Source organism: Roseovarius sp. D0-M9, assembly GCF_037083805.1.
Lineage (GTDB): Bacteria > Pseudomonadota > Alphaproteobacteria > Rhodobacterales > Rhodobacteraceae > Roseovarius.
In genome coordinates this window covers 1-21,088 of the sequence record NZ_JBAPKZ010000003.1, presented here as the reverse complement: position 1 = coordinate 21,088, position 21,088 = coordinate 1, and the positions used below count along the sequence as shown (strand labels likewise).

General features: G+C 63.1%; 19 protein-coding genes. 8 read left to right on the top strand and 11 right to left on the bottom strand.

All coding sequences use genetic code 11. The features are described from left to right. Positions 1 to 63: 63 nt before the first annotated feature. Positions 64 to 1,572, top strand: a complete 1,509-nt coding sequence (locus tag V8352_RS03160; protein ID WP_336422806.1) for a D-alanyl-D-alanine carboxypeptidase family protein — start codon at positions 64 to 66, stop codon at positions 1,570 to 1,572. Between the two features lie 92 nt (positions 1,573 to 1,664). Here the strand turns inward: V8352_RS03160 and V8352_RS03155 are convergent, their stop codons facing one another. Continuing rightward, complete coding sequence (locus V8352_RS03155; protein ID WP_336422805.1) at positions 1,665 to 2,540, bottom strand: LysR family transcriptional regulator; 876 nt, start codon at positions 2,538 to 2,540, stop codon at positions 1,665 to 1,667. A 101-nt stretch (positions 2,541 to 2,641) separates the two neighbouring features. Between V8352_RS03155 and V8352_RS03150 the strand changes: the two genes are divergently transcribed. Then, positions 2,642 to 2,791: a hypothetical protein gene (locus V8352_RS03150; protein ID WP_336422804.1), complete on the top strand. Its 150-nt coding sequence runs from the start codon at positions 2,642 to 2,644 to the stop codon at positions 2,789 to 2,791. 95 nt (positions 2,792 to 2,886) lie between these two features. On the opposite strand, the gene V8352_RS03145 is transcribed toward V8352_RS03150, so the two are convergent. The 6 genes from V8352_RS03145 to V8352_RS03120 all read right to left on the bottom strand — a co-directional run bounded on the left by V8352_RS03145 (position 2,887) and on the right by V8352_RS03120 (position 10,146). Then, positions 2,887 to 3,426 carry a CBS domain-containing protein gene (locus V8352_RS03145; RefSeq protein ID WP_336422803.1) on the bottom strand — a complete coding sequence of 180 codons (540 nt, stop codon included), beginning with the start codon at positions 3,424 to 3,426 and terminating at the stop codon, positions 2,887 to 2,889. A gap of 83 nt (positions 3,427 to 3,509) precedes the next feature. Further along, complete coding sequence (locus V8352_RS03140; RefSeq protein ID WP_336422802.1) at positions 3,510 to 5,108, bottom strand: ABC transporter ATP-binding protein; 1,599 nt, start codon at positions 5,106 to 5,108, stop codon at positions 3,510 to 3,512. Further along, positions 5,105 to 6,211, bottom strand: a complete 1,107-nt coding sequence (locus tag V8352_RS03135) for an ABC transporter permease (protein WP_336422801.1) — start codon at positions 6,209 to 6,211, stop codon at positions 5,105 to 5,107. Before V8352_RS03135 ends, V8352_RS03140 begins: the two co-directional genes overlap by 4 nt. Positions 6,212 to 6,345: 134 nt before the next feature. Then, positions 6,346 to 7,437: a microcin C ABC transporter permease YejB gene (locus tag V8352_RS03130; protein WP_336422800.1), complete on the bottom strand. Its 1,092-nt coding sequence runs from the start codon at positions 7,435 to 7,437 to the stop codon at positions 6,346 to 6,348. Positions 7,438 to 7,443: 6 nt separating this feature from the next. Then, the gene (locus V8352_RS03125; protein ID WP_442970941.1) at positions 7,444 to 9,420 is read right to left on the bottom strand and encodes an extracellular solute-binding protein; all 1,977 of its coding nucleotides are present in this window, start codon (positions 9,418 to 9,420) and stop codon (positions 7,444 to 7,446) included. Positions 9,421 to 9,624: 204 nt separating this feature from the next. Next, positions 9,625 to 10,146 (bottom strand): c-type cytochrome, encoded by a 522-nt coding sequence (locus V8352_RS03120; protein WP_336422799.1) that lies wholly within the window; start codon positions 10,144 to 10,146, stop codon positions 9,625 to 9,627. Positions 10,147 to 10,288: 142 nt separating this feature from the next. Between V8352_RS03120 and V8352_RS03115 the strand changes: the two genes are divergently transcribed. Beyond that, positions 10,289 to 11,122: a prephenate dehydratase gene (locus V8352_RS03115; protein WP_336422798.1), complete on the top strand. Its 834-nt coding sequence runs from the start codon at positions 10,289 to 10,291 to the stop codon at positions 11,120 to 11,122. Positions 11,123 to 11,257: 135 nt separating this feature from the next. Here the strand turns inward: V8352_RS03115 and V8352_RS03110 are convergent, their stop codons facing one another. Together V8352_RS03110 and nudC are read right to left on the bottom strand one after the other, a co-directional pair. After that, the gene (locus tag V8352_RS03110) at positions 11,258 to 11,725 is read right to left on the bottom strand and encodes an SRPBCC family protein (protein ID WP_336422797.1); all 468 of its coding nucleotides are present in this window, start codon (positions 11,723 to 11,725) and stop codon (positions 11,258 to 11,260) included. Between the two features lie 99 nt (positions 11,726 to 11,824). Next, on the bottom strand, positions 11,825 to 12,781 hold the full coding sequence (gene nudC / locus V8352_RS03105; RefSeq protein ID WP_336422796.1) for an NAD(+) diphosphatase: 957 nt from the start codon (positions 12,779 to 12,781) through the stop codon (positions 11,825 to 11,827). Positions 12,782 to 12,996: 215 nt separating this feature from the next. Here nudC and V8352_RS03100 point away from each other — a divergent pair, with 215 nt between their 5' ends. From V8352_RS03100 to V8352_RS03090, 3 genes are all read left to right on the top strand, one after another. Further along, positions 12,997 to 14,919 (top strand): bifunctional 2',3'-cyclic-nucleotide 2'-phosphodiesterase/3'-nucleotidase, encoded by a 1,923-nt coding sequence (locus tag V8352_RS03100; RefSeq protein ID WP_336422795.1) that lies wholly within the window; start codon positions 12,997 to 12,999, stop codon positions 14,917 to 14,919. Positions 14,920 to 15,010: 91 nt separating this feature from the next. Continuing rightward, a complete protein-coding gene (locus V8352_RS03095) occupies positions 15,011 to 15,919 on the top strand; it encodes an MBL fold metallo-hydrolase (protein ID WP_336422794.1) in 909 nt (302 codons plus the stop codon). Between the two features lie 119 nt (positions 15,920 to 16,038). Beyond that, entirely contained in the window at positions 16,039 to 16,431 is a 393-nt protein-coding gene (locus V8352_RS03090; RefSeq protein WP_336422793.1) for a metallopeptidase family protein, read from the top strand. Between the two features lie 6 nt (positions 16,432 to 16,437). Here the strand turns inward: V8352_RS03090 and wrbA are convergent, their stop codons facing one another. Both wrbA and V8352_RS03080 read right to left on the bottom strand, forming a co-directional pair. Next, entirely contained in the window at positions 16,438 to 17,028 is a 591-nt protein-coding gene (gene wrbA / locus V8352_RS03085) for an NAD(P)H:quinone oxidoreductase (protein WP_336422792.1), read from the bottom strand. 105 nt (positions 17,029 to 17,133) lie between these two features. After that, on the bottom strand, positions 17,134 to 18,798 hold the full coding sequence (locus tag V8352_RS03080; protein WP_336422791.1) for an NAD+ synthase: 1,665 nt from the start codon (positions 18,796 to 18,798) through the stop codon (positions 17,134 to 17,136). A gap of 193 nt (positions 18,799 to 18,991) precedes the next feature. On the opposite strand from V8352_RS03080, the gene V8352_RS03075 reads away from it, so the two are divergent. Next, positions 18,992 to 20,530, top strand: coding sequence for an MORN repeat-containing protein (locus V8352_RS03075; RefSeq protein ID WP_336422983.1), 1,539 nt, complete (start codon positions 18,992 to 18,994; stop codon positions 20,528 to 20,530). 47 nt (positions 20,531 to 20,577) lie between these two features. Next, the gene (locus V8352_RS03070; RefSeq protein ID WP_336422790.1) at positions 20,578 to 21,006 is read left to right on the top strand and encodes a GFA family protein; all 429 of its coding nucleotides are present in this window, start codon (positions 20,578 to 20,580) and stop codon (positions 21,004 to 21,006) included. Positions 21,007 to 21,088: the final 82 nt, after the last annotated feature.

The following is a 21,088-nucleotide window of genomic DNA, read 5'->3' as shown; positions in this document are numbered from 1 at the left end:
TAACGCCATAAAGAATACCAGTCGAGCAAATCGGCGGCGTGAGGCAGTGAAAAGAGTGGTTCCATGAAAAACCGGAACAGGCGGCCAATCAGGCTGGGTCTGTGGGCGTTCGCAACGCTCTGGATGTTTGTTGTCTTGCCGCTCAGCGCGGTAGCGGCGCCCTATGCGGCGATGGTCATAGATGCCCGGACGGGTGAGGTGCTGCATGCAGAAAACGCCGACGCGCGTTTGCACCCCGCCTCCCTGACCAAGATGATGACGCTTTATGTCGCCTTCGAGGCAATCGAGAACGGCGAAATCGGCCTTGATGACGAGGTGGTCATCACCAGAAACGCCGCAAACGAGGTGCCGAGCAAGCTGGGTCTGAAATCCGGGCAAAGGATCAAGCTCCGCTACCTGATCCGCGCCGCCGCCGTGAAATCGGCAAATGATGCCGCCACCGCCATCGGCGAGGCCATCGAGGGCACCGAGGCGGCCTATGCCCGCCGGATGAACCGAACGGCCCAGGCCCTCGGAATGACCCGCACCACATTCAAGAACATGCACGGCCTGACCGAAGAGGGGCACCTGTCGACCGCGCGCGACATGACGATCATGGGGCGCCACCTGCTTTACGACTATCCCGAGTATTACAATCTTTTCTCGCGCATCACCGCCGATGCCGGGATTAGCAAGGTCTCGCACACAAATCGCAGGCTGCTGCGCTCCTACAAGGGGGCGGACGGCATCAAGACAGGATACACCCGCGCCGCCGGGTTCAATCTGGTTGCCAGCGCCGAGCTGGGCAGCGAGCGCGTGATCGCCACCGTCTTTGGCGGCCGGTCCACAGCGACGCGCAATGCCCGCGTGGCCGAACTGCTGGACCTCGGATTTCGAAAATCGCCCACCCGTGTCGCCTTCAACCTTCCGTCCAAGCCCCGCTATCAGGGGCCGGGCGGAACGCGCGTCGTGACCGTGGGTGACGACGAGGGACACGGCGTGGCCGGCAAGACAGTGCGCCTGGCAGCCGCGGCCGCCGTCAAGTCCAGCCTGCGGCCCAAGTCGCGCCCCCTCCCCGCCGAGCCGGTGCTGATCGCCGCCGCGGACGATATCGAAAAAGCGTTGCAGGCCGCGCAAGAGGCCGAGATCCCCGCCGCCTCACTGCCCGGCGCCGAGCAGCCCGCACAGGCGACGACGCCGGCCACAGCAGCCGTCGCCGTCGCAGAGGCCGACACGGCAGCTGACCCGGACATGCCCCGCCCCGTCGTGCGCCCAGAGGGCCTGACGCTGGCCAGCCTGCAAACCGAAGAGGCAGATCCGATTCAGGAAGTCGTCACGCGCGTCTCCACCTCGGGGGGGCGCAATTGGGGCATCAACATCGGGCGTTATCCCAGCCAATATCAGGCACGCAAGGTTCTGCTGAAGACCGCGCTGAGCGAGATGAGCACGCTCGACGGCTCGCTGCGCAAGGTGGCCAAACGCTCGAACGGCTTCGACGCCAACTTCCTCGGCCTCAGCCGAGAGACCGCCGATCTCGCCTGTCGCCGCCTGCAATCGCGCCAAGTGACGTGCTTCATGATCGAGCCGGGCTGAGGCCTGCCGCGATCAACGTCTGACCACCACCACGATGAAGGGCGCCGGGGAACCATCCTTTCGGCGCCCTATTTTCATCCAGCCAACGCAGGTCACGCCTCCGGACGCTGAGACCTGAGCCAGCGCAGAAACGCCTTGGCTTGCGGACGCATCACGCCGGGCCGCGTGACGGTGAAATATCCCGTCTCGCCGGAATCGCGAAAAAGGATGCGCAGGCGCCCCGCCGCGACATCCGCCTCGACTGATGACGCCGTCATGACCGCGATACCATGCCCTGCCCGCGCACCGTCCAGCATCAGGTTGCCGGGCACCTGCGTGACGGAGGTGCCGCGCATCTCGTCCAGGCCCGCGCGAAACATCCAGTCCGACGCCGGGCTCAGATCCAGCTCCATCAACCACGGATACTCCAGCAGTTCCTCGCGCGCGTTGAACGCGCGCGACCCTACCAGCGCGGGCGCGGCGGTCACGACGATGTCGGTCGGCATGAGCAGCTCTGCCTCAAGCCCATCCCAGACGCCGAGGCCGAACCGAATGGCCAGGTCGACCCCGCCCGGCGCCGGATCCGCGCGCTGCGGCGAGGGATGGACCATCAGGTCGATCTTGGGATGCAGCGTTTGAAACGCACGCAAGCGCGGCATCAGCCAGGTCGCGGCGAATTGCGGCGTCGTCGATATCTGCAAGGGGCGCTGCGCATCTGCGCCCGTCAATGACGCAGCGCGCTGCGCGATCATACCGAACCCTTCATCCAGCGCCTCGGCCAGATGGCGCCCCTCGGGTGTCAGGCTCAGGCCGCGCCCGTCGCGCTGCACGAGCGTCAGACCCATATGCGCCTCAAGTGCCTTGATCTGTTGGCTGATGGCCGCATGGCTGACATTCAGCGCCGTCCCCGCAGCGCTTGCCGATCCGGTTTGCGCCAAGGCGGCAAAAGCCCTGAGCGCCGTGAGTGGAGGAAGCGCCCGCCAATCCATATGTTAGATTACCTTACGAATGAGAATTCTTTCAGACTCGCAACATCGCACGCAAAAGCGCATCTGTATAGCACATCCCAAGCCAATCAAAGGAACGCGCCATGCTGAACATTCTTGCAAAATCTTTCATGACTGCCACTCGTTTGCCCACCACTCCCGAGGCCGAGGGCCACCAAGGGCGCCGCAACCGCTTTGACACACGCCGCACGGCCGAGATCGAAGCACACCTGACTGCCCGCCGCAGGGACTGAGCCGCAACTCGAACGTCAAAGGCCCGCCTGCCCCTGAAACCGGGACGGACGGGCCTTTCCTTGCCAAGCCTATCTGGTCGACCTATCTGGCAGCCTCAAACGACGCTGAGAACGATGATCATTGCCAGCGCATACATCAAGATACCGCCGCCAATGAGAAAATAATGAAACCGGCCCATGACCTGCGCCTTGACCAGGTTCCTCGCCTGATTGATCAGATCGGGCCACGTGTAGCTGACGAAGTCACCTTGGGTAAAGATCGCCGTGACGCGACCATCCTCACCCGTGACCGGCAAACGGCGAAACCGCTCGTTTGACATCACGCGCAACCAGTCGACGATCTGATCATCCTCGCGCGCACAGCGCGGATCCTCGGTCATCAATTCCGAAACCTTGGTCATCTTGGGGTCCATCCCCTTGTTGACGAGCTTCTTGAGAATGTCGCGCTCGGTCATGATGCCAACGACCTTCTTTTCGCCATCAACCACGATCACACAGCCAAAATTCTTCTCGGACATATCGCTGACGGCATCGGCAACTGTGCTGTCCGGGCTGCAGGTGAGCGGCTTGGGCTTGTGCGCATATTCCGGGCGATCCATCAGGCGCGCGCCGGCTCTGTTTTCAGCTCTGGCCATCGGCCAATCCTCCAAATCACTTTTGCAACTGGAGAATGAGCTAGCGCAACCCGGCTGTGCGTCAAAGGAGCGCGGAGCGGGGCCTACCCCACCGGGTCAAGCGCCGCGCGCAACAGCGTCTGCGCGTATTCTGTCTGCGGGCGCTCGAACAAGTCCTCGGCACTGCCTGCCTCGACCACGTCGCCCTGTTTCATCACCATGATCTTGTGGCTCATGGCGCGCACCACGGCGAGGTCGTGGCTGATAAAGAGATAGGCCAGCCCGTATTTCTGCTGAAGCCGCCGCAGAAGGTCGACAATCTGCACCTGCACCGTCATGTCCAGCGCGCTCGTCGGCTCGTCCAGAACCAGAAGTCTGGGGCGCAGGATCATGGCGCGTGCGATCGCGATCCTCTGGCGCTGCCCCCCCGAAAATTCATGTGGATAGCGGTCCATCGCATCGCGCGGAAGCTCCACCTCGTCCAGCATTTCTGCCACCAGCTCGCGCTGCGATCCCTTGCCGGACTTGCCATCCGGGTGACCATGCACACCCAGGCCCTCGGCGATGATCTCGGCGCAGGTCATGCGCGGGCTGAGGCTGCCGAAGGGGTCCTGAAACACGATCTGCATGTCCGCCCGCCGCTGGCGGAGCGTCTTGGTGGTCCAGCCGTTCACATCCTCACCGCAAAAAACGATGCGCCCAGTGGATGAGATGAGGCGCATCATCGCCAATGCCAGCGTCGTCTTGCCAGACCCGCTCTCTCCCACGATGCCCAGCGTCTCGCCCGCTCGCACGGTCAGGCTGGCGTCGTTGACGGCCTTGACGTGGCCGACCGTCCGTTTCAGAAACCCCTGCTGGATGGGAAACCAGACGCGCAGGTTCTCGGCCTCGGCCACCACCGGCGCATCGTCGGGCACCGGCCCCGGCAGGCCCACGGAGTGCGCGCCGAGCAGCTTGCGCGTATAGTCATGGCGGGGGTTGTCAAAGACGTCTGCTGTAGGCCCGGCCTCGACGATCATGCCGTCCTTCATGACGCAGACCTTGTCGGCGATGCGCCGCACGATCGTCAGATCGTGCGTGATGAACAAAAGGCCCATGTCGCGGCTCTTGAGCTCGGCCAACAACGCAAGGATCTGGGCCTGGATCGTGACATCAAGCGCTGTCGTCGGCTCGTCCGCGATCAGGATATCAGGCTTGTTCGCCAGCGCCATAGCGATCATCACCCGCTGCCTTTGCCCGCCGGACAGCTGGTGGGGATAGGCGCCAAGGCGGCTCTTGGGGTCGCGAATCCCCACCTCGGTCAAAAGCTCGACGATGCGCGCGCGCGCCTCTGCCCCCGTCAGACCCTGATGCAGGGCCAGCGACTCGCCCAGCTGTTTTTCCAGCGTGTGCAGAGGGTTGAGCGATGTCATCGGCTCTTGGAAAATGAAGCTGATGTCATTGCCGCGCACTTTTCGCAGCAGCTTGGCCGGCGCGCCGATCAGCTCCTGCCCGTCATAGCGCACACTGCCGCCCACCTCGGCCGCATCCCCCAGAAGGGATACCGTGCTGAGTGCCGTCACGGATTTGCCCGACCCGCTTTCGCCCACCAGCGCGACGGTCTCACCGCGATCAACGCTAAAGCTGACGCCATGCACGCAGCGCGTCAGCGCGCCGTCCTGCCGAAAGGCGATGGTCAGGTTTTCGACTGTCAGAAGGCTCATCTAAACGTCTTTCTGGGATCGAACGCATCGCGCACCCCCTCGAAGATAAATACCAACAGAGACAGCATGATCGCAAAAGCGAAAAAGGCCGTGAAGGCAAGCCACGGCGCCTGCAGGTTCTGCTTGGCCTGCAAGGTCAGCTCGCCCAGCGATGGTGATGAGGACGGCAGGCCAAACCCCAGAAAATCGAGCCCCGCAAGAAGACTGATGGTCCCGGTGATGACAAAGGGCAGCATGGTCAGCGTTGCCACCATCGCATTGGGCAACATATGGCGGAACATGATGCGCCCGTTGCTGACGCCCAGCGCCTTGGCCGCGCGCACATACTCCAGATTGCGCGCGCGCAGGAACTCGGCCCGCACGACGCCCACCAGCGCCATCCAGCCAAAGAGAACGGTTATCCCCACCAATAGCCAGAACCCCCTTGGCAGGATCGCAAACAGAATGATGATGACATAGAGCTGCGGCGTCGCGGCCCAGATCTCGATGAATCGCTGGAAGGACAGGTCCAGCCAGCCGCCGAAATACCCCTGCACCGCGCCCGCCGCGACACCAATGATCGAGGCCAGCGTCGTCACGATCAGCGTGAACATCACCGACAGGCGGAATCCGTAGATCACCCGCGCCAGCACGTCGCGCTTGGTGTTGTCGGTGCCCAGCAGGTTCTGCGCATTAGGCGGCAGCGGCGCCGCGCCGGGCCGGTCGACAGGCGTGTCGTAGCTATATGGAATAGGCGGCCAAATGGCCCAACCCTTATCGATCTGCTCGCCTTCGACCACGCCGTCTGCGGCATCCTCAATCACCGCTTCGGGATCGTCAAAGCAGATATCTAGCCCCCCCGACGCAATCAGACAACGCACCTCGGGGTCGCGATAAACCGCCTCGGTCCTGAAATCCCCCCCGAACTCCGTTTCGGGATAAAAGTTGAAGATCGGCGTATAAAGCTCGCCCCGATACTGCACGAGGATCGGCTTGTCATTGGCCAGAAACTCGGCAAAGAGGCTCAGCCCGAACACGATCACAAAGAGGATCAGCGACCAGAAGGCACGCTTGTTGCGCCGAAAATTGCGCCACCGGCGCTGGTTGAGTGGAGAGAGGGTCATTCAGCGCGCGCCCCCCGTTTCTTCTTGCCCCAAGTATCCTGGGGGGAGCGGCGAAACGCAGTTTCGGCGCGGGGGGCAAAGCCCCCCTGCAACATCTGCCTCGAATGCGCCGGGCGCAAGGTCGCGAAGTCTCATCACCCCTCCCGCTTTTCAAAATCGATGCGCGGATCGACCAGCACATACATCAGGTCGCTGAAGATGTTCACCACCAAGCCAATCAGGCCAAAAAGGAACAGCGTGCCGAACATCACCGGATAATCCCGCCCCACGGCAGCCTCAAAGCCCAAGCGCCCCAATCCGTCGAGCGAAAAGATCGTCTCGATCAGAACCGAGCCGCCAAAGAAGATGCCGATGAAGACGGTCGGAAATCCCGCGATCACGATCAGCATCGCGTTGCGAAACACATGCCCGTAAAGCACCCGCTTTTCCGACAGTCCCTTGGCACGGGCGGTGATGACATACTGCTTTTTCACCTCGTCGAGAAAACTGTTCTTGGTCAGCAGCGTCAGCGTCGCGAAGGCCGCGATCGTGCTGGCCAGCACGGGCAGCGCGATGTGCCACAGATAATCCAATATCTTGCCGCCCAAGGTGAATGTGTCGAATTCATCGGATGTCAGGCCCCGCAGGGGGAAGATCTTCCAGTAACTGCCCCCCGCGAAGAGGACCAGCAGCATGATTGCAAAGAGGAACGCAGGGATCGCATAGGCGACGATGATGACGCCGCTGGTCCAGGTGTCGAATGTGCTACCGTCGCGCACGGCCTTGGACACGCCAAGAGGGATCGAGATGAGATAGGCAATCAGCGTCGACCACAGCCCCAGCGTGATCGACACCGGCATCTTCTCCAGCACCAGATCGGTCACCTCGATCTTGCGAAAATAGCTCTCGCCGAAATCGAATTGCATGTAGTTCCACATCATCAGGCCAAACCGCTCGAGCGCAGGCTTGTCGAGGCCGAACTGGCGTTCCAGCTCGGCGATCATTTCGGGCGGCAGGCCACGCGCGCCGACGTAGGCGCTCTCGCCGCCCTGACTGCCCATGTCCTGACCCGCGTCATTGCCGCCCCCGGCAAAGCTGTCAAAGACATCGCCCTTGCCTTGCATGTTGGCGATGGCCTGCTCGACCGGGCCACCCGGCACGAATTGCACGAGGGCAAAATTGATCACCATGATGCCCAGCAGCGTCGGGATGATCAGCAACAGACGCCGCAGGATGTAGGCCCCCATACGGTGCTACCTCACCTCGCCGGACTCGGCCAGCGCAGCGGCCTTGTCGGCATCGACCCACCAGAAATCGAGCACACCCAAGGCATAGGCCGGCATGGGATCGGGGTGGTCGAACTTGTCCCAGTAGGCCACCCAATGGGACGCGTTGTACCAGACCGGGATCATGAAACGCTCGTAACGCAGCGCCCGGTCAAGAGCCATGAGCGCAGCGTTCTGCGCCTCCAACTCGTTCGTTTCCAGCGCGGCGTTGATGATGGCATCGACCATGGGGCTGGCAAGACCGGCGGGGTTGAAGAGGCTGAACTCCGCCTCGGAGGATCCAAAGCGCTGCATCAGGCCCGTGCCGGGCTGCAAGAAGGCCATGTAGTTATCAAAGATGATATCATAGTCGCGGTCGCGGCTGCGCAGCGTGTATTGCGACGAGTCGATCTTGTTCATCCGCGCGTCGATGCCCATCGCCTGCAGGTTCTTGATGAAATTCTCGACCACGGCACCGATGGTCGCCGATCCCGCGGAAGACACCGGCAATTCGATCGTCAGCGGCTCGCCAGCCGCATTGCGGCGCTGGCCGCTTTCATCCACCGGCCAACCAGCCTCGTCGAGCAGGCTCATCGCGCGGCGGAGGTTCCGCCGGTCGGTCAGTCGGTCGGGGTCCGAAGTGTGGGCACTGACGGCAGGCTCGCTCAGCATCTCCTCGGGGATCAGGTCGCCAAGGCCTTGCAGAAGCTCCAGCTCCGCCCCCTCGGGCGGGCCCATCGCTTGCAGCGGCGTGTCCTGAACAAAACTGTCGCGCTGCTCGAAGAGGCCGTATTGCAGGCTCTCGTTCGTCCACTCGAAGTTGAAGCCAAGCGCAATGGCCTCGCGCACCCGCTCATCCTGCAATTTTTCGCGGCCAAGGTTGAAGACAAAGCCTGATGGCGTTGGGGGTGATCCATCGGGGATCTCTTCCAGCTTGACCCAGCCCTCCTGCACGGCAGGAAAGTCATAGCCAGTCGCCCATGTCTTGGACGTGGTTTCGGCCCGGAACGTATATTCGCCAGCAGTAAACGCCTGAAACGCGACGGAGTCGTCGGCGAAATAGATCACGCTGATCGTATCGAAATTGTGCCGCCCCACGTTGATCGGCAAATCGCGGCCCCAATAGTCGGGATTGCGCTCATAGGTGATGCTGCGGTCGGGCTCGGCGCTTTGCAGCACGTAAGGCCCTGATCCGGGCGCCGGATCCATGCGGGGTTCGTCAAGGCGGGCACCCGTTTCCTCATACCAAGCCTTGGGAAAGACGGGGACGCTGCCCACCTGATCGACCAGTGAACGACGCGAGATCCCGCTGGCAAAGGTGAATTTGACCGTGTGATCATCCAGCGCCTCGGCGCCCGTCACCCGTCGCTTAACCGCCTCGGCATAGGATTGCAGCCCCTGCTCGAGGAACAGATTATGCGAAAACACCACATCATGTGCCGTTACCGGTGTGCCATCGGAAAACCGCGCTTCGGGGCGCATGTAGAAAATGACCCAGTTCTTGCCCACATCATATTCCAGCCGCTCGGCCAGAAGGCCGTAGGATTCGCCATAGACATCCGCAGGGGCACCCTCGCTGGTGGCGGGCATATCGCCCAGCAGGCTCTCGTAGGCCATCCACGAATAGGCGCCCGCGCGATCCTTGCGCGAATAGGGGTTCATCGAGCTGAAGGACCCCGTGACCGCCAGCGAGATTTCACCGCCCTTGGGCGCGTCCGGATTGACGTAATCGAAATGCGGGAAATCCTCGGGATATGTTAGCTCACCGAAATAGCTGTATCCGTGGCTGCTGATGATTTCGGCATCATCGCTCTCGCTGCTGCTGTCATCGCTCGCCGAGAACGCGGCCTGCGCCATGAGCGCGGCGATGGCCAGGCCTGAAAACGCCCCGATGATCCATGCCCTTGCGGCTTGTGGGGGATGCGCCCTGACGCGCGCCTGCGTTGCGGTATGTGCCGATGTCATGCCGTCCCTCCCAAAAGATACATACGAGATTTCATATATACACCTGCGGCACGCTAAAGGAGGGCGGGCGCGACATTCAAGCGGGTAAAATGGCGCATGCCCCTCAAGCTGCTTGCAATATAGGCACCGTGGCAGTGCACAGCGCATGAAAAAAGGCCGCCATCCCGATGGGAATGGCGGCCCTCTTCCGTCAGGTTTCGGCGATCAATCGCCAATCGTATCCAGATACGCGATCAGGTTGGCCCGATCCTCGACATCCCCGAGGCCTGAATAGCCCATGGACGTGCCGGGCGCATAGCCCTGCGGGTCTTCAAGAAATGCGCTGAGGTTTTCGGGGGTCCAGACGTCAGCCGCCTCCGAAAGCGCGCCGGAATAGGCATAGCCCTCGGCTGTGCCCACATCGCGGCCCACCACATTATAAAGATACGGGCCCGCGCCATTCGCACCGTCCTCAAGCGCGTGGCAGGCGCGGCACTGGTTGTAAACGCGCTCACCGCGGCCCGCGTCAGCCGCTTCAAAAACTTCCTCGAAGGTCGGGCCCTCGGCCTCTTCCTCGCCACTGTCCTCGCTGCCGGTGTCGATCAAATACCCCTGAACAACCTCACCATCATGGCCGGCAACTTCGGAGTGATACAGCGTCTCTGCGACGAACTTGCCCAGCAGGAACACCAGAAAGGCGCCCGCGAAACCGCCGAGAATTTTGGTGAATGTCATTGTATCGAACATGCGCACGCTTCCATTTGATAACTCTTGGCCGCGTATCTATCCGCTTCCCCTCCCCTTGCGCAAGGTATAGTTTCCGCGACCAAATGCCCGGCCCTGCACCCTGTTCGCAGGGCCGGGCCCGCAAGAAAGGGACAGCCGCCAGATGAGCCAAACCATTGCCTTTCAAGGTGAGCCAGGGGCCTATTCCCATCAGGCCTGCATTCAGACCTACCCCGATGCGACGCCCTTGCCCTGCCGGACCTTCGAGGATGCAATCGACGCGGTGCGCAGCGGCGCGGCGCATCTGGCGATGCTGCCGGTCGAAAACTCGACCTTCGGGCGCGTGGCCGACATCCACCACCTGCTGCCGGGCAGTGGACTGCATATCATCGCCGAGGCCTTCGTGCGGGTCGAAATCGCCCTGCTGGCAGTGCCGGGCACACCGCTGAGCGAAATCAAGCAGGCGATGAGCCATCCCATGCTGCTGGGCCAGTGCCGCGCCTTTCTGGGCGAGCATGGCATCACCCGCATCACCGGGGCCGATACCGCAGGCTCGGCACGCGAAGTGGCCGAGCTTGGCGATCGCGCCACCGCCGCGCTGGCCAGCCCGCTGGCGGGCGGCATCTATGGCCTCGATGTGCTGGCGAAAGGAATTGAGGACGAGGGCAACAACACGACCCGCTTTCTGGTCATGTCACCCAAGCCTGACAGGGCGCGACGCGGCGCCGCGGGCATGATCACCAGCTTCGTCTTTGAAGTGCGCAACATTCCTGCCGCCCTCTACAAGGCGATGGGCGGTTTTGCGACCAATGGCGTCAACATGACCAAGCTGGAGAGCTACATGGTTGGCGGATCCTTTACCGCCACGCAGTTCTATTCGGATATCGAGGGGCACCCCGAGGACGCAAATGTTGCACGCGCGCTTGAGGAACTGGACTATTTCACCAGCCAGGTGAACATTCTGGGCGTCTACCCTCGCGACCCGCGCAGGGACTGATCCAGCATTTTGAAATCACGATGAAAAGCGCCTGCCATCTTCCCGTGGCAGGCGTATTTCTTGTTGTGGATTTCAAACCGTCTGATCACGTGGACCACGATGCGCCCTCACGCCGCAGGGCATCCCGCCGCGCCTTCAGGCGCAGCTTGCATACCTATCTTCGATGTCCTTGGCGTAGGACGCAACGCGCATCTCGAACCGCTTGGTCACATTGCCGCGCGCCAGTTTCAGCGATTGGATCATCAGGCGGGCGGTCAGGTTTTGAGGCTTGATCTCGGCAACCAGCGAAAGGCGCGTGCGACCGCGCGACAATGCCACCAGATCGACCGAGAAATCGCAATTCAGCGCCTTGCCCTTGCCCTCGAAGCTCATGCTGCTTGGCGGATCGAAGGACACCAGCGTCACCTCCATCTGCCGCCGCTTGCCCTTGAAGTCAAAGGATGTCTCCCACATCATTCCGGCAGCCGCAGAGGTGCGGTCAACCTTGCGCTGCACTTCGGCGCCGCGCCGCAGGATCGAGCGCTCGAGCGCGGCGAAATTCGCAACCTGTGCAAATACGAAATCAATCGGTGCCTCGATATCTTCGCGTGAGGTGAAAATCATGTGTCTGCCCTGCTTGCCCGCACTGCCTGTCTGCCTTCGCCCGTTTTTACCGGCCCGCCTGTCAGGGCCGGCGGCGGATCGTTGAACGCCATTCTTGCCTCAATCCAAGCGGTCCGCAAGCCAGTTGCTCAGTAAAAACTGCGCAATTGCGCCTTTGCGCGCGGGTTTGAGAAACGCGTGCCGCCCGCCGAAGGCATCCATCAGATCTTCGCGTGTGACCCTGACGGCATCCTCGATCTCGACCGGATCGATGGTGACCTCACGGCTCAGCGCCGTGCCGCGCATCCCGATCATCAGCGATGCCGGGAAGGGCCACGGCTGGCTGGCAAGATAGCTCACCTCTCCCACGCGCACATTCGTCTCCTCCAACACCTCGCGGCGCACCGCGGCCTCCAGCGTCTCGCCCGGCTCGACAAAGCCCGCCAGCAGCGAATACATCCCCTCGGGCCAGCCCGGCGACCGACCCAGCAGCGCGGAATTGCCGTCCGTTATCAACATGATGACCACCGGATCCGTGCGCGGGAAATGATGCCCGCCGCAAGCCGGGCAGATGCGCTGCCACCCCGCCTGCACGATATCGCTGGCCGCGCCGCATCGCGCGCAGAACCCGTGAATGTCATGCCATGCAAACAGCGCGCGCGCCGTCGAGGCCTGCGCCGCATCCTCGACGTCCAGAAGTGTCATGATCCGGCGCAACTCGGCAAAGACGTAAGTGTCCGGCAGACCGGGGTGGCGCTGCTCGGTCGGGTCCGCGAATGTATCGAGGAAGGCAGGCGCGACCTCGGGTACCCAGTGCGATATGTCATGCGCAAAGATCAACCGGCCGTCCGGCCCGCGCCCCAGAAGGATCCGGCGCGCGCCCTCCAGCACCGGATGATCCAGCGGCAGGCGCACCAGCGGCGCCAGCACCTCGCCTTGGGTCAGCGGCTTGCCGCGCCACATCAGGATCGTCTCGGCCCCGGCGGAGGCAATCGCCGCATCCAGATCCGTGCCGCGCAATTCGCCTGCGCGGTCCAGCGCCCCGCCGGCAAATGTCACTGTTTCCGCCAATTTCATACGCGCGACCCCGCCTGATCCGATCGGGATGGCCTGCCATGATCCCCGCCTCTACGCAAGCGGCGCTTGCAAGGGTGGTAATGCTGCAACGGCGCAGATCAATTCTCTTTAAAGTTGTTTTCTAATTCTTTGAAATATCTTACGGGTGCATTACCCCGATGGGACGTGTAAAGCCGCGTTGCACGACGCATGACACCGCACCCAAAGGAGAGCGCATGACCGCAGGATCGCCCGTGCAAGCCCGCAGGGCCCGGCCTGAGGCTCAGACGCTTTGCGCCCTACCGGAAGGCGCCACCGCACAGCTGCGCCTGCTGGGTACGACGGATATTCACGCGCACCTGATGGCCTATGATTACTACGCCGACGAGGGCGGCCAGCCATACGGGCTGGTGCGCGTTGCAACAGCCATCCGCGCCGCGCGCGCCGAGGCCGCCAATACGCTGCTTTTCGATAATGGCGATGCGCTTCAGGGCACGCCGATGGGGGATCTGACCACTTGCTCGGAGGAGGCTTGGCAGGGCCCAAGCCCGGTGATCACGGCGATGAACCATCTGGGCTATGACGCGGCGGCCCTTGGCAATCACGAATTCAACTTTGGCATAGATTGGCTGGCGCGCACGCTGCGCTGTGCAAAATTCCCCGTCACCTGCGGCAATGTCGAGGTTCCGTCCGCCACGGACGAGAGCCCATGGCCCGTTCTGCCGTCGGTCATTCTGGAGCGCACGCTTATCTGCGACGATGGCGCTGCCCGCCCGATCAAGGTGGGTGTCCTCGGTCTTGTGCCGCCGCAGATCACGATGTGGGACCAGATGCATCTGAGCGGGCGCCTGAGCGCCAAGGATATGGTCGAGACGGCACGCAGGATGATCCCCAAGCTGCGCGCGAATGGTGCAGATATCGTGATCCTGCTGGCCCATAGCGGGATCGACGCGCGCGCACCCGATGCGATGGCCGAGAACGCGGCCCTTGCACTGGCGGGCCTCGACGGGGTCGATGCGATCATGACGGGGCACAGTCACCAGATATTCCCGCTGGCCGGCCAGATATGCCCCGATGCCGCAAAGGCCGGCATCGACCACAAGCGCGGCTTGCTGTCGGGCACGCCCGCGGTGATGGCGGGGGCTTGCGGCGGACACTTGGGCGTCCTGGACCTGACCGTGACCGCGTCGAACGGGCGCTGGCGCTGCTCTGGCCACCGGGCCGAGGTGCGCGATGCGGCCGCCCTGCCCTGCGATCTGCCGCTGAAGGCCACGCTGGCTCCGGCGCATGACATGACACTGCGCCACATGCGCCAACCGATCGGCCGCGCGGCGATGCGCCTGCACAGTTATCTCGCGCTGGCGCCGCCCGATCCGTCGGTCGCCGCGCTGAACGCAGTGCAAACGCAGTTGCTGGCGCGCGCCCTTGCAGGAACACCGCACGAAGGGCTGCCGATCGTGTCCGCCACGCCTGCCTTCAAGACCGGCGGGCGCGGCGGCCCGAGCCACTTTACCGATCTGCCCGAAGGCCCGTTGTCACGGCGCCACGCCGCAGACCTCTACCCCTTTCCCAACAGCCTGTGCGGCATCGAGATTGATGGCGCGGGCCTGCGCGACTGGCTTGAAAGGGCGGCAATCTGCTTTGCCACCCTCCAGCCCGGCGCGCCCGACCAGATGCTGCGCGACATGGACGTGCCTGGCCATGATTTCGATGTCATCTCGGGGCTGACCTACACGATCGATCTGGCGGCCCCGCCGCTCTACGACCGCTCTGGGAACCGGACCGAGGGCGGCACGGGGCGCATCCGCGACCTGCGGCATCAGGGCCGTCCCTTGGCCGAGGATGCGCGGCTCATTCTGGCAACGAACACCTACCGCGCATTCGGCGCGGGCGCCTATGCACCAACGCCGCCGGAGCGGCTTGTCTACGTCTCGACAGCCCTTCTGCGGCAGGAACTGGTCGAGCATGTCGCCCATACGCCGCTCGCCCCCCCGGAGGGATTTGCAGAAAACTGGGCATTTGCACCCATGCCCGGCACGCATGTCCTGCTCGACACCGGGCCCGGCCTGCGCAGCGACGCAGGCGCGCTTGACGCCACCGGCGGCACCGATCTGGGCGATGGGCCCGGTGGTTTCTGGCGCGTGTGCCTACCACTCTGACTGGTGCGGCACTGCGCGATCACACGAACGTGAGCGCGCGCCGCAATCCCGTGCGCTACCTTTCACCGCAGCTGATAGGGAGAATTGAAACATGACATCCAACATGACCCGCCGCACGCTTTTGGGCGCGGCCGCCGCGCTGCCTCTTGCCCATGCCGCCAGGGCCGCCGCCCCCATGATGGGCGCCTCCGCCGCAATTCACCGCCGCGTCGCACTCGGCAGCTTCGAGGTGACGACGCTCCTTGCAGGCACGACGCCGCGCGAGGACCCTCATTCGATTTTTGGCCTCAACGTCGATGCCACCACCTTTGAGGAGGTCGCGCGCGCCGCCTTTCTGCCGACAGACGCGGCCCAGTTCTTTTTCACGCCGACGCTGGTCAACACCGGCGAAGAGCTGGTCCTTTTTGACACGGGCCTCAATCCCGAGGGCATCACCGCCGCGCTCGAGGCGGCGGGCTATACCCCCGATCAGGTCGATATCGTTGTTCTGACGCATATGCACGGCGATCACATCGGCGGCCTCAGCGGCGAGGCGGGCACGACCTTTGCCAATGCGCGCTACATCGCAGGCGCCACCGAATTCGACCATTGGTCCGCCGCCGGAAACGAAGGCTTCGACGCCAAGGTGCGCCCATTGGCCGAGCAGACCACCATGATCGCCCCCGGCGAGGATGCGGCGTCAGGCATTACAGCCGTCGAGGCGTTCGGCCACACACCTGGCCACATGGCCTACCGGATCGAGAGCGAAGGCAAATCCCTGCTGATCGCAGCCGATTTCGCCAACCACCCGGTCTTTTCGCTCGAGCAGCCCGATTGGGAGGTCAAGTTCGACATGGACAAGGCCGCCGCCGCCCAAACACGGCGCAAATTGCTGGACATGCTCGTGGCCGAGCGGATGCCCTTCATCGGCTATCACATGCCCTTCCCGGCCATGGGCTTTGTCGAGGCGCGCGGAGACGGCTATGGCTATGTCCCTGAAAGCTACCAGCTCCGCCTCTGAGGCGTTCTGACTGCCAATGATTTCGGGCCGCCAATGATCGCCCCCCAATGACCGGCCCTCCACATGAATAGCGCCGCGCGAAGCTTCCCTTCGCGCGGCGCTTGCCTCATATGGTGGGCATGACACAAATCCCCTCTCTTGCACGGATAGAAGAGATCGCCCTTGCCGCGATCGCAGAGCTTCCCGCACCATTCGCGGCGGCGGCGCGCGAGGTGGTCCTGCAAATCGAGGATATGCCGGATGCAGGCATGCTGGCCGATCTGGGCATGGACGATCCGCTTGAGCTGACCGGGCTCTACGAGGGGATCCCGATGACCGAAAAATCCGCAAGCTACCCTGCGCCGTGGCCCGATACCGTCTGGCTCTTTCGCCAGCCGATCTTGGCAGAGCTTGAGACGCGCGAGGATGTGACATTGGAAGAGCTGGTCTCCCATGTCACGATCCATGAATTTGCGCATCACTTTGGCTGGTCCGATGACGATATCGCCACCATAGACCGCTGGTGGGAATAAAGCCGGTCAGCCCGCCAACTTGTCCGCCATTCCGATCATGCGCCGTGTCTGGTGGCGGATCGCGCCGCGCACGGTGTCATTGACTTCGCCCGCGATGGCCGTCGCGCCATAGGGGTTGCCCAACTCAAACATCACTTCATCGGTATAGCCGGGCGCCGTGATCACGCAGCCCCAGTGGATGAGCGTCGCGTGCAGATGCATGAGCGTCGTCTCCTGCCCGCCATGCTGGCTTTGGCTCGACGTCATGGCGCTTGCGACCTTGTTGGCCATGACGCCCTTTTGCCAAAGCGGGCCGAGCGTGTCGAAAAACGCCTGCATCTGGCTTGGCATCAACGAAAAGCGCGTCGGCGCCGAGAAGAGATAAGCGCTGGCCCATTCCATGTCGTCAGGCGCGGCCTCGGGGATGTCCTTCATCCGCTCGATCTGCGCTTTCCAGGCATCCTGGGCGTCGATGACCTCCTGCGGCGCCGTCTCGCGCACCCGGCGCAGCCTCACGTCCGCACCCGCTTCGCGCGCGGCCCCGGCGGCGCATTCGGCCATCTCGTGATTGGTCCCGTAGGTGCTGTAGAACAGGATCAAAAGGCGGGTATCGGACATGAAATTCTCCTCTTGGTGTATGGCCCTCAATGCACACACGCAGCATATCGTTCCTGCGTCAATGCGCGCAAGCGCGCTTTCATTGTTCCCAAAATACTCAAATCTTCAGTTATGCCTGCCGTCCCGCCAGCGATTTGCGATGGGATAGCGCCGGTCGAGCCAAAAGGCATGTTTGCTCAGGCGCGTGCCCGGCGCGGACTGAAAGCGTTTGTATTCGCTGATGTAGATCAGATGCTCGACCTTCACCGCGTCCTCGCGAGCATAGCCCGCCTTGACGCAATCCTCGATGCTGCCATCGCCATCCACGAGGATTTGCAGGATTGCGTCCAAGACGGGATAGTCGGGCAAGGAGTCGCTGTCCTTCTGATCCGCGCGCAGCTCGGCCGAGGGGGGCTTGTCGATAATGCGCGGCGCAATCACCTCGCCCTTGGGCCCCATCATCCAGGGGCGGTGGTTGGCGTTGCGCCAGCGGCAGATGTCAAATACGCGCGTCTTGTAGAGATCCTTGATCGGGTTATAGCCCCCGCTCATGTCGCCGTAGATCGTGGCATAGCCGACCGCCACCTCGGACTTGTTGCCCGTGGTCAGCAGCATTTCCCCGAATTTGTTGGACATCGCCATCAAAAGCAGCCCCCGCAGGCGCGACTGGATGTTCTCTTCGGTGACATCCGGCTCAGTCCCCTCAAAAAGCGGCGCAAGCGTCGCTGTGATCGCTCCGCGCCCTTCGGTGATGGGCACGAAATCATAGCCGCAGCCCAGCGCCTCGGCCACCGCCTGCGCGTCGTCGAGCGAGCCTTGCGAGGTATATTCGGACGGCAACATGACGCAGCGGACATTTTCCGGCCCCAGCGCATCGGCGGCGATAACCGCGACGATGGCCGAGTCGATTCCGCCCGACAGGCCCAGCAGCACCTTCTTGAAACCCGTCTTGCGCATGTAGTCGCGCAACGACAGAACCATCGCGTGATAATCCTGCTCCATCAGATCCGGCACATGCGCCAGATCGCCAGCCTCTGCGCGCCAGCCCTCAGGCCCGCGCAGGAAATCCACATGCGTCAGCGCGCGCTCGAAAACCGGCATCTGCACGGCCAGTGAGCCGCCGGGGTTGAGCACGAAACTGCCCCCGTCAAACACCTGATCGTCCTGTCCCCCGACCATATTGAGATAGACCAGCGGCAGGCCCGTCTCGACCACGCGGCTAACCATGATGTTCAGGCGCGTGTCCATCTTGCCCCGGTAATAGGGCGATCCATTGGGCACCAGAAGGATCTCGGCGCCGGTCTCAGCCAGCGTCTCGGCCACATCCTCATGCCAGGCATCCTCGCAAATCGGGCTGCCGATGCGCAGGGGGCCGACGGTATATGGCCCCGCGACAGGCGCCGAGCCATAAAGGCGCACCTCGTCGAACACAGTCTCATTCGGCAGATGATGCTTGAGCACCCGTGCCGTCACCGCCCCGCCCTGAAGCACGTAATAGGCGTTGAAAAGCTCAGCCCCCTCAAGAGCGGGGCCGCCTATGGCGATGGCCGGACCATCCGCACACACCTTGGCCAGCGCGTGAATGGCGGCGATGGCGGCCTGATGAAACACGGGCTTCATCACCAGATCCTGGGTGTTGTAGCCGGTGATGAACATCTCGGGCAGCGCCAGCATGTCCGAGCCCGCCGCCTTGGCCTCGCCCCAGGCGGTTTTTGCCTGTTCGGCGTTGCCGTCTATGTCGCCCACGACCGCGTTCAACTGGGCGAGGGTCAGGCGAAACCGGTCGGACATGGGCGCTTCCTTACGTTTGTTGGCCCTGAGATAGCAGATGAGCGCGCGGAGGAAAGCCGATTTGACCGAATCGCGTTGCCCAGAGGGGGGCCGTCCATTAACTTCCTCAAAAGCCGCGCGATGTCGCGGGCAAGGACATCCGGGGCAGAGCATGGTATCCAGCAAGGCACGACCGATCATATTCGCCGTCTCAATGGCGATGGGCGCAGGCGCCCTCGGCGGCGGTGCGGCGGCGCAGGACGACGCGATTGAAACCAAGCAATACGACGATGGCGGTGTCTATGAGGGCACCTTCAAGGACGGGCTGCAACATGGCACCGGCACTTACACGCTGCCAAACGGCTATGAATATACCGGCGAGTGGATCGAGGGCGAGATCAAGGGCAGCGGCACGGCGCGCTTTCCCAACGGCTCGGTCTACGAGGGCGAATTCGCACTGGGCAAGCCGAACGGGATCGGCCGCATCGTCTTTACCGATGGCGGCACTTATGAGGGCCAGTGGGTCAATGGCAAGATCACCGGGCGCGGCACCGCCGACTATGCCAATGGCGTGCGCTACGAGGGCGAATTTCTGAACGCGATGCACCACGGGCGCGGCACGATGACCTCGCCCAATGGCTACGTCTACGACGGCGACTGGCTGGAAGGGATCAAGGAGGGCAGCGCCTCCATCACCTATCCCGACGGCGCGACCTATGAGGGCGAAGTCAAGCGCGGCGCGCGCGACGGCACCGGAACGCTGACCATGCCCGACGGCCTGATCTATGCGGGCCTCTGGAAGGACGGCCAGATCGACGGAGAAGGCACGCTGACCCAGCCCAACGGCGACGTCTACGAGGGCGATCTGGTGGCAGGCCGCCGCGAGGGCACGGGCCGCGTCGTCTATGAGGGCGGCGACGTCTACGAAGGGGAGTTCGCCGATGACAAGCGCGACGGTCAGGGCACGTTCACCGGCACCGACGGCTATGTCTACACAGGCTCATGGGTTGCCGGCAAAATCTCGGGCTCGGGCCGTGTCACCTATCCTGATGGGTCGATCTACGAGGGCGAGTTCCGCGATGATCTGGCCAATGGCGAGGGCCGCATCACCTATCCCGATGGCGCCACATACGAGGGCCAATGGGTGGACGGCGTGATCGAGGGGCTGGGCCGCGCGACCTATCCTAGCGGGCTGGTCTATGAAGGCATGTTCAAGGACGCACGCAACCATGGTCAGGGCGTTATGACCTATGCCGATGGGTATCGCTATGAGGGCGACTGGATCGCGGGCGAGCGCGAGGGCACCGGCACGGCGACCTATCCCGATGGCACCGTCTATACCGGCGACTTCACCGCCGGGCAGCGCGATGGCCAGGGCCGCATCGAGATGCCTGACGGATTTGTCTATGAGGGCGAATGGCAGAACGGTGAGATCAACGGCACGGGCGTGGCCACCTACGCCAATGGCGATGTCTACGAAGGCCTCTTTGAGAACGGCAAGCGGCAGGGCACCGGCACGATGCGCTATGCCAGCGGGCAGGAGGAAACAGGCCAGTGGCAGAATGGCGCGCTGGCTGCCGAGCCGGACAGCACCGAAACGGCGCCGGACGCGGACGCCACCGCCGATGATGCCGCCGATGTGCCTGCTGAAGCTGAGGCCCCGGCCTCACCTGCCGCGACTGACGACACTGTCGAGGCAGACGAGACTGGCGAGACCGACGAGACTGAGGAAGCTGCCGCGACAGAAGATTAACTCCCTGCGCCTGCGCCAAGCGCGGTGTGTTTTTTGAGGATAATCCCATGCCCCATACCGGATCCTGCCTTTGCGGCGCCGCGACATTCACCGTCACCTGTGCCCTTACGCAGGCGGGTGCCTGTCATTGCGGCATGTGCCGAAAATGGTCGGGCGGCATCCTGACCTCGGTCGAGGTGCCTGCGGACGCTCTTGAAATCTCCGCTGGCGAGACCATCGGCGTCTATACCTCTTCCGAATGGGGCGAGCGCGCCTTTTGCACCCGCTGCGGCAGTGGCCTGTGGTTTCGCCTGACGATGCCCGGCCCGCAGCATGGGACCTATTACGTCAACATGGGCGCGCTTGACGAGCCGTCGGGGATTGCGCTGACCGAAGAGCTGTTCATCGACGAAAAACCGGGCGGCTATGCGCTGACCGGCGATCACCACCGCATGACGGGCGCCGAGTTTTGGTCCCTTCTCGTTCCGTGTGGGTAGTCGGGCGCACCGGTGCTTGAGCCGCCCCTATATGTTGTGCCTTCGGTAGACGCGTCCGACGCGGAGACCTCAGCCATCGCAG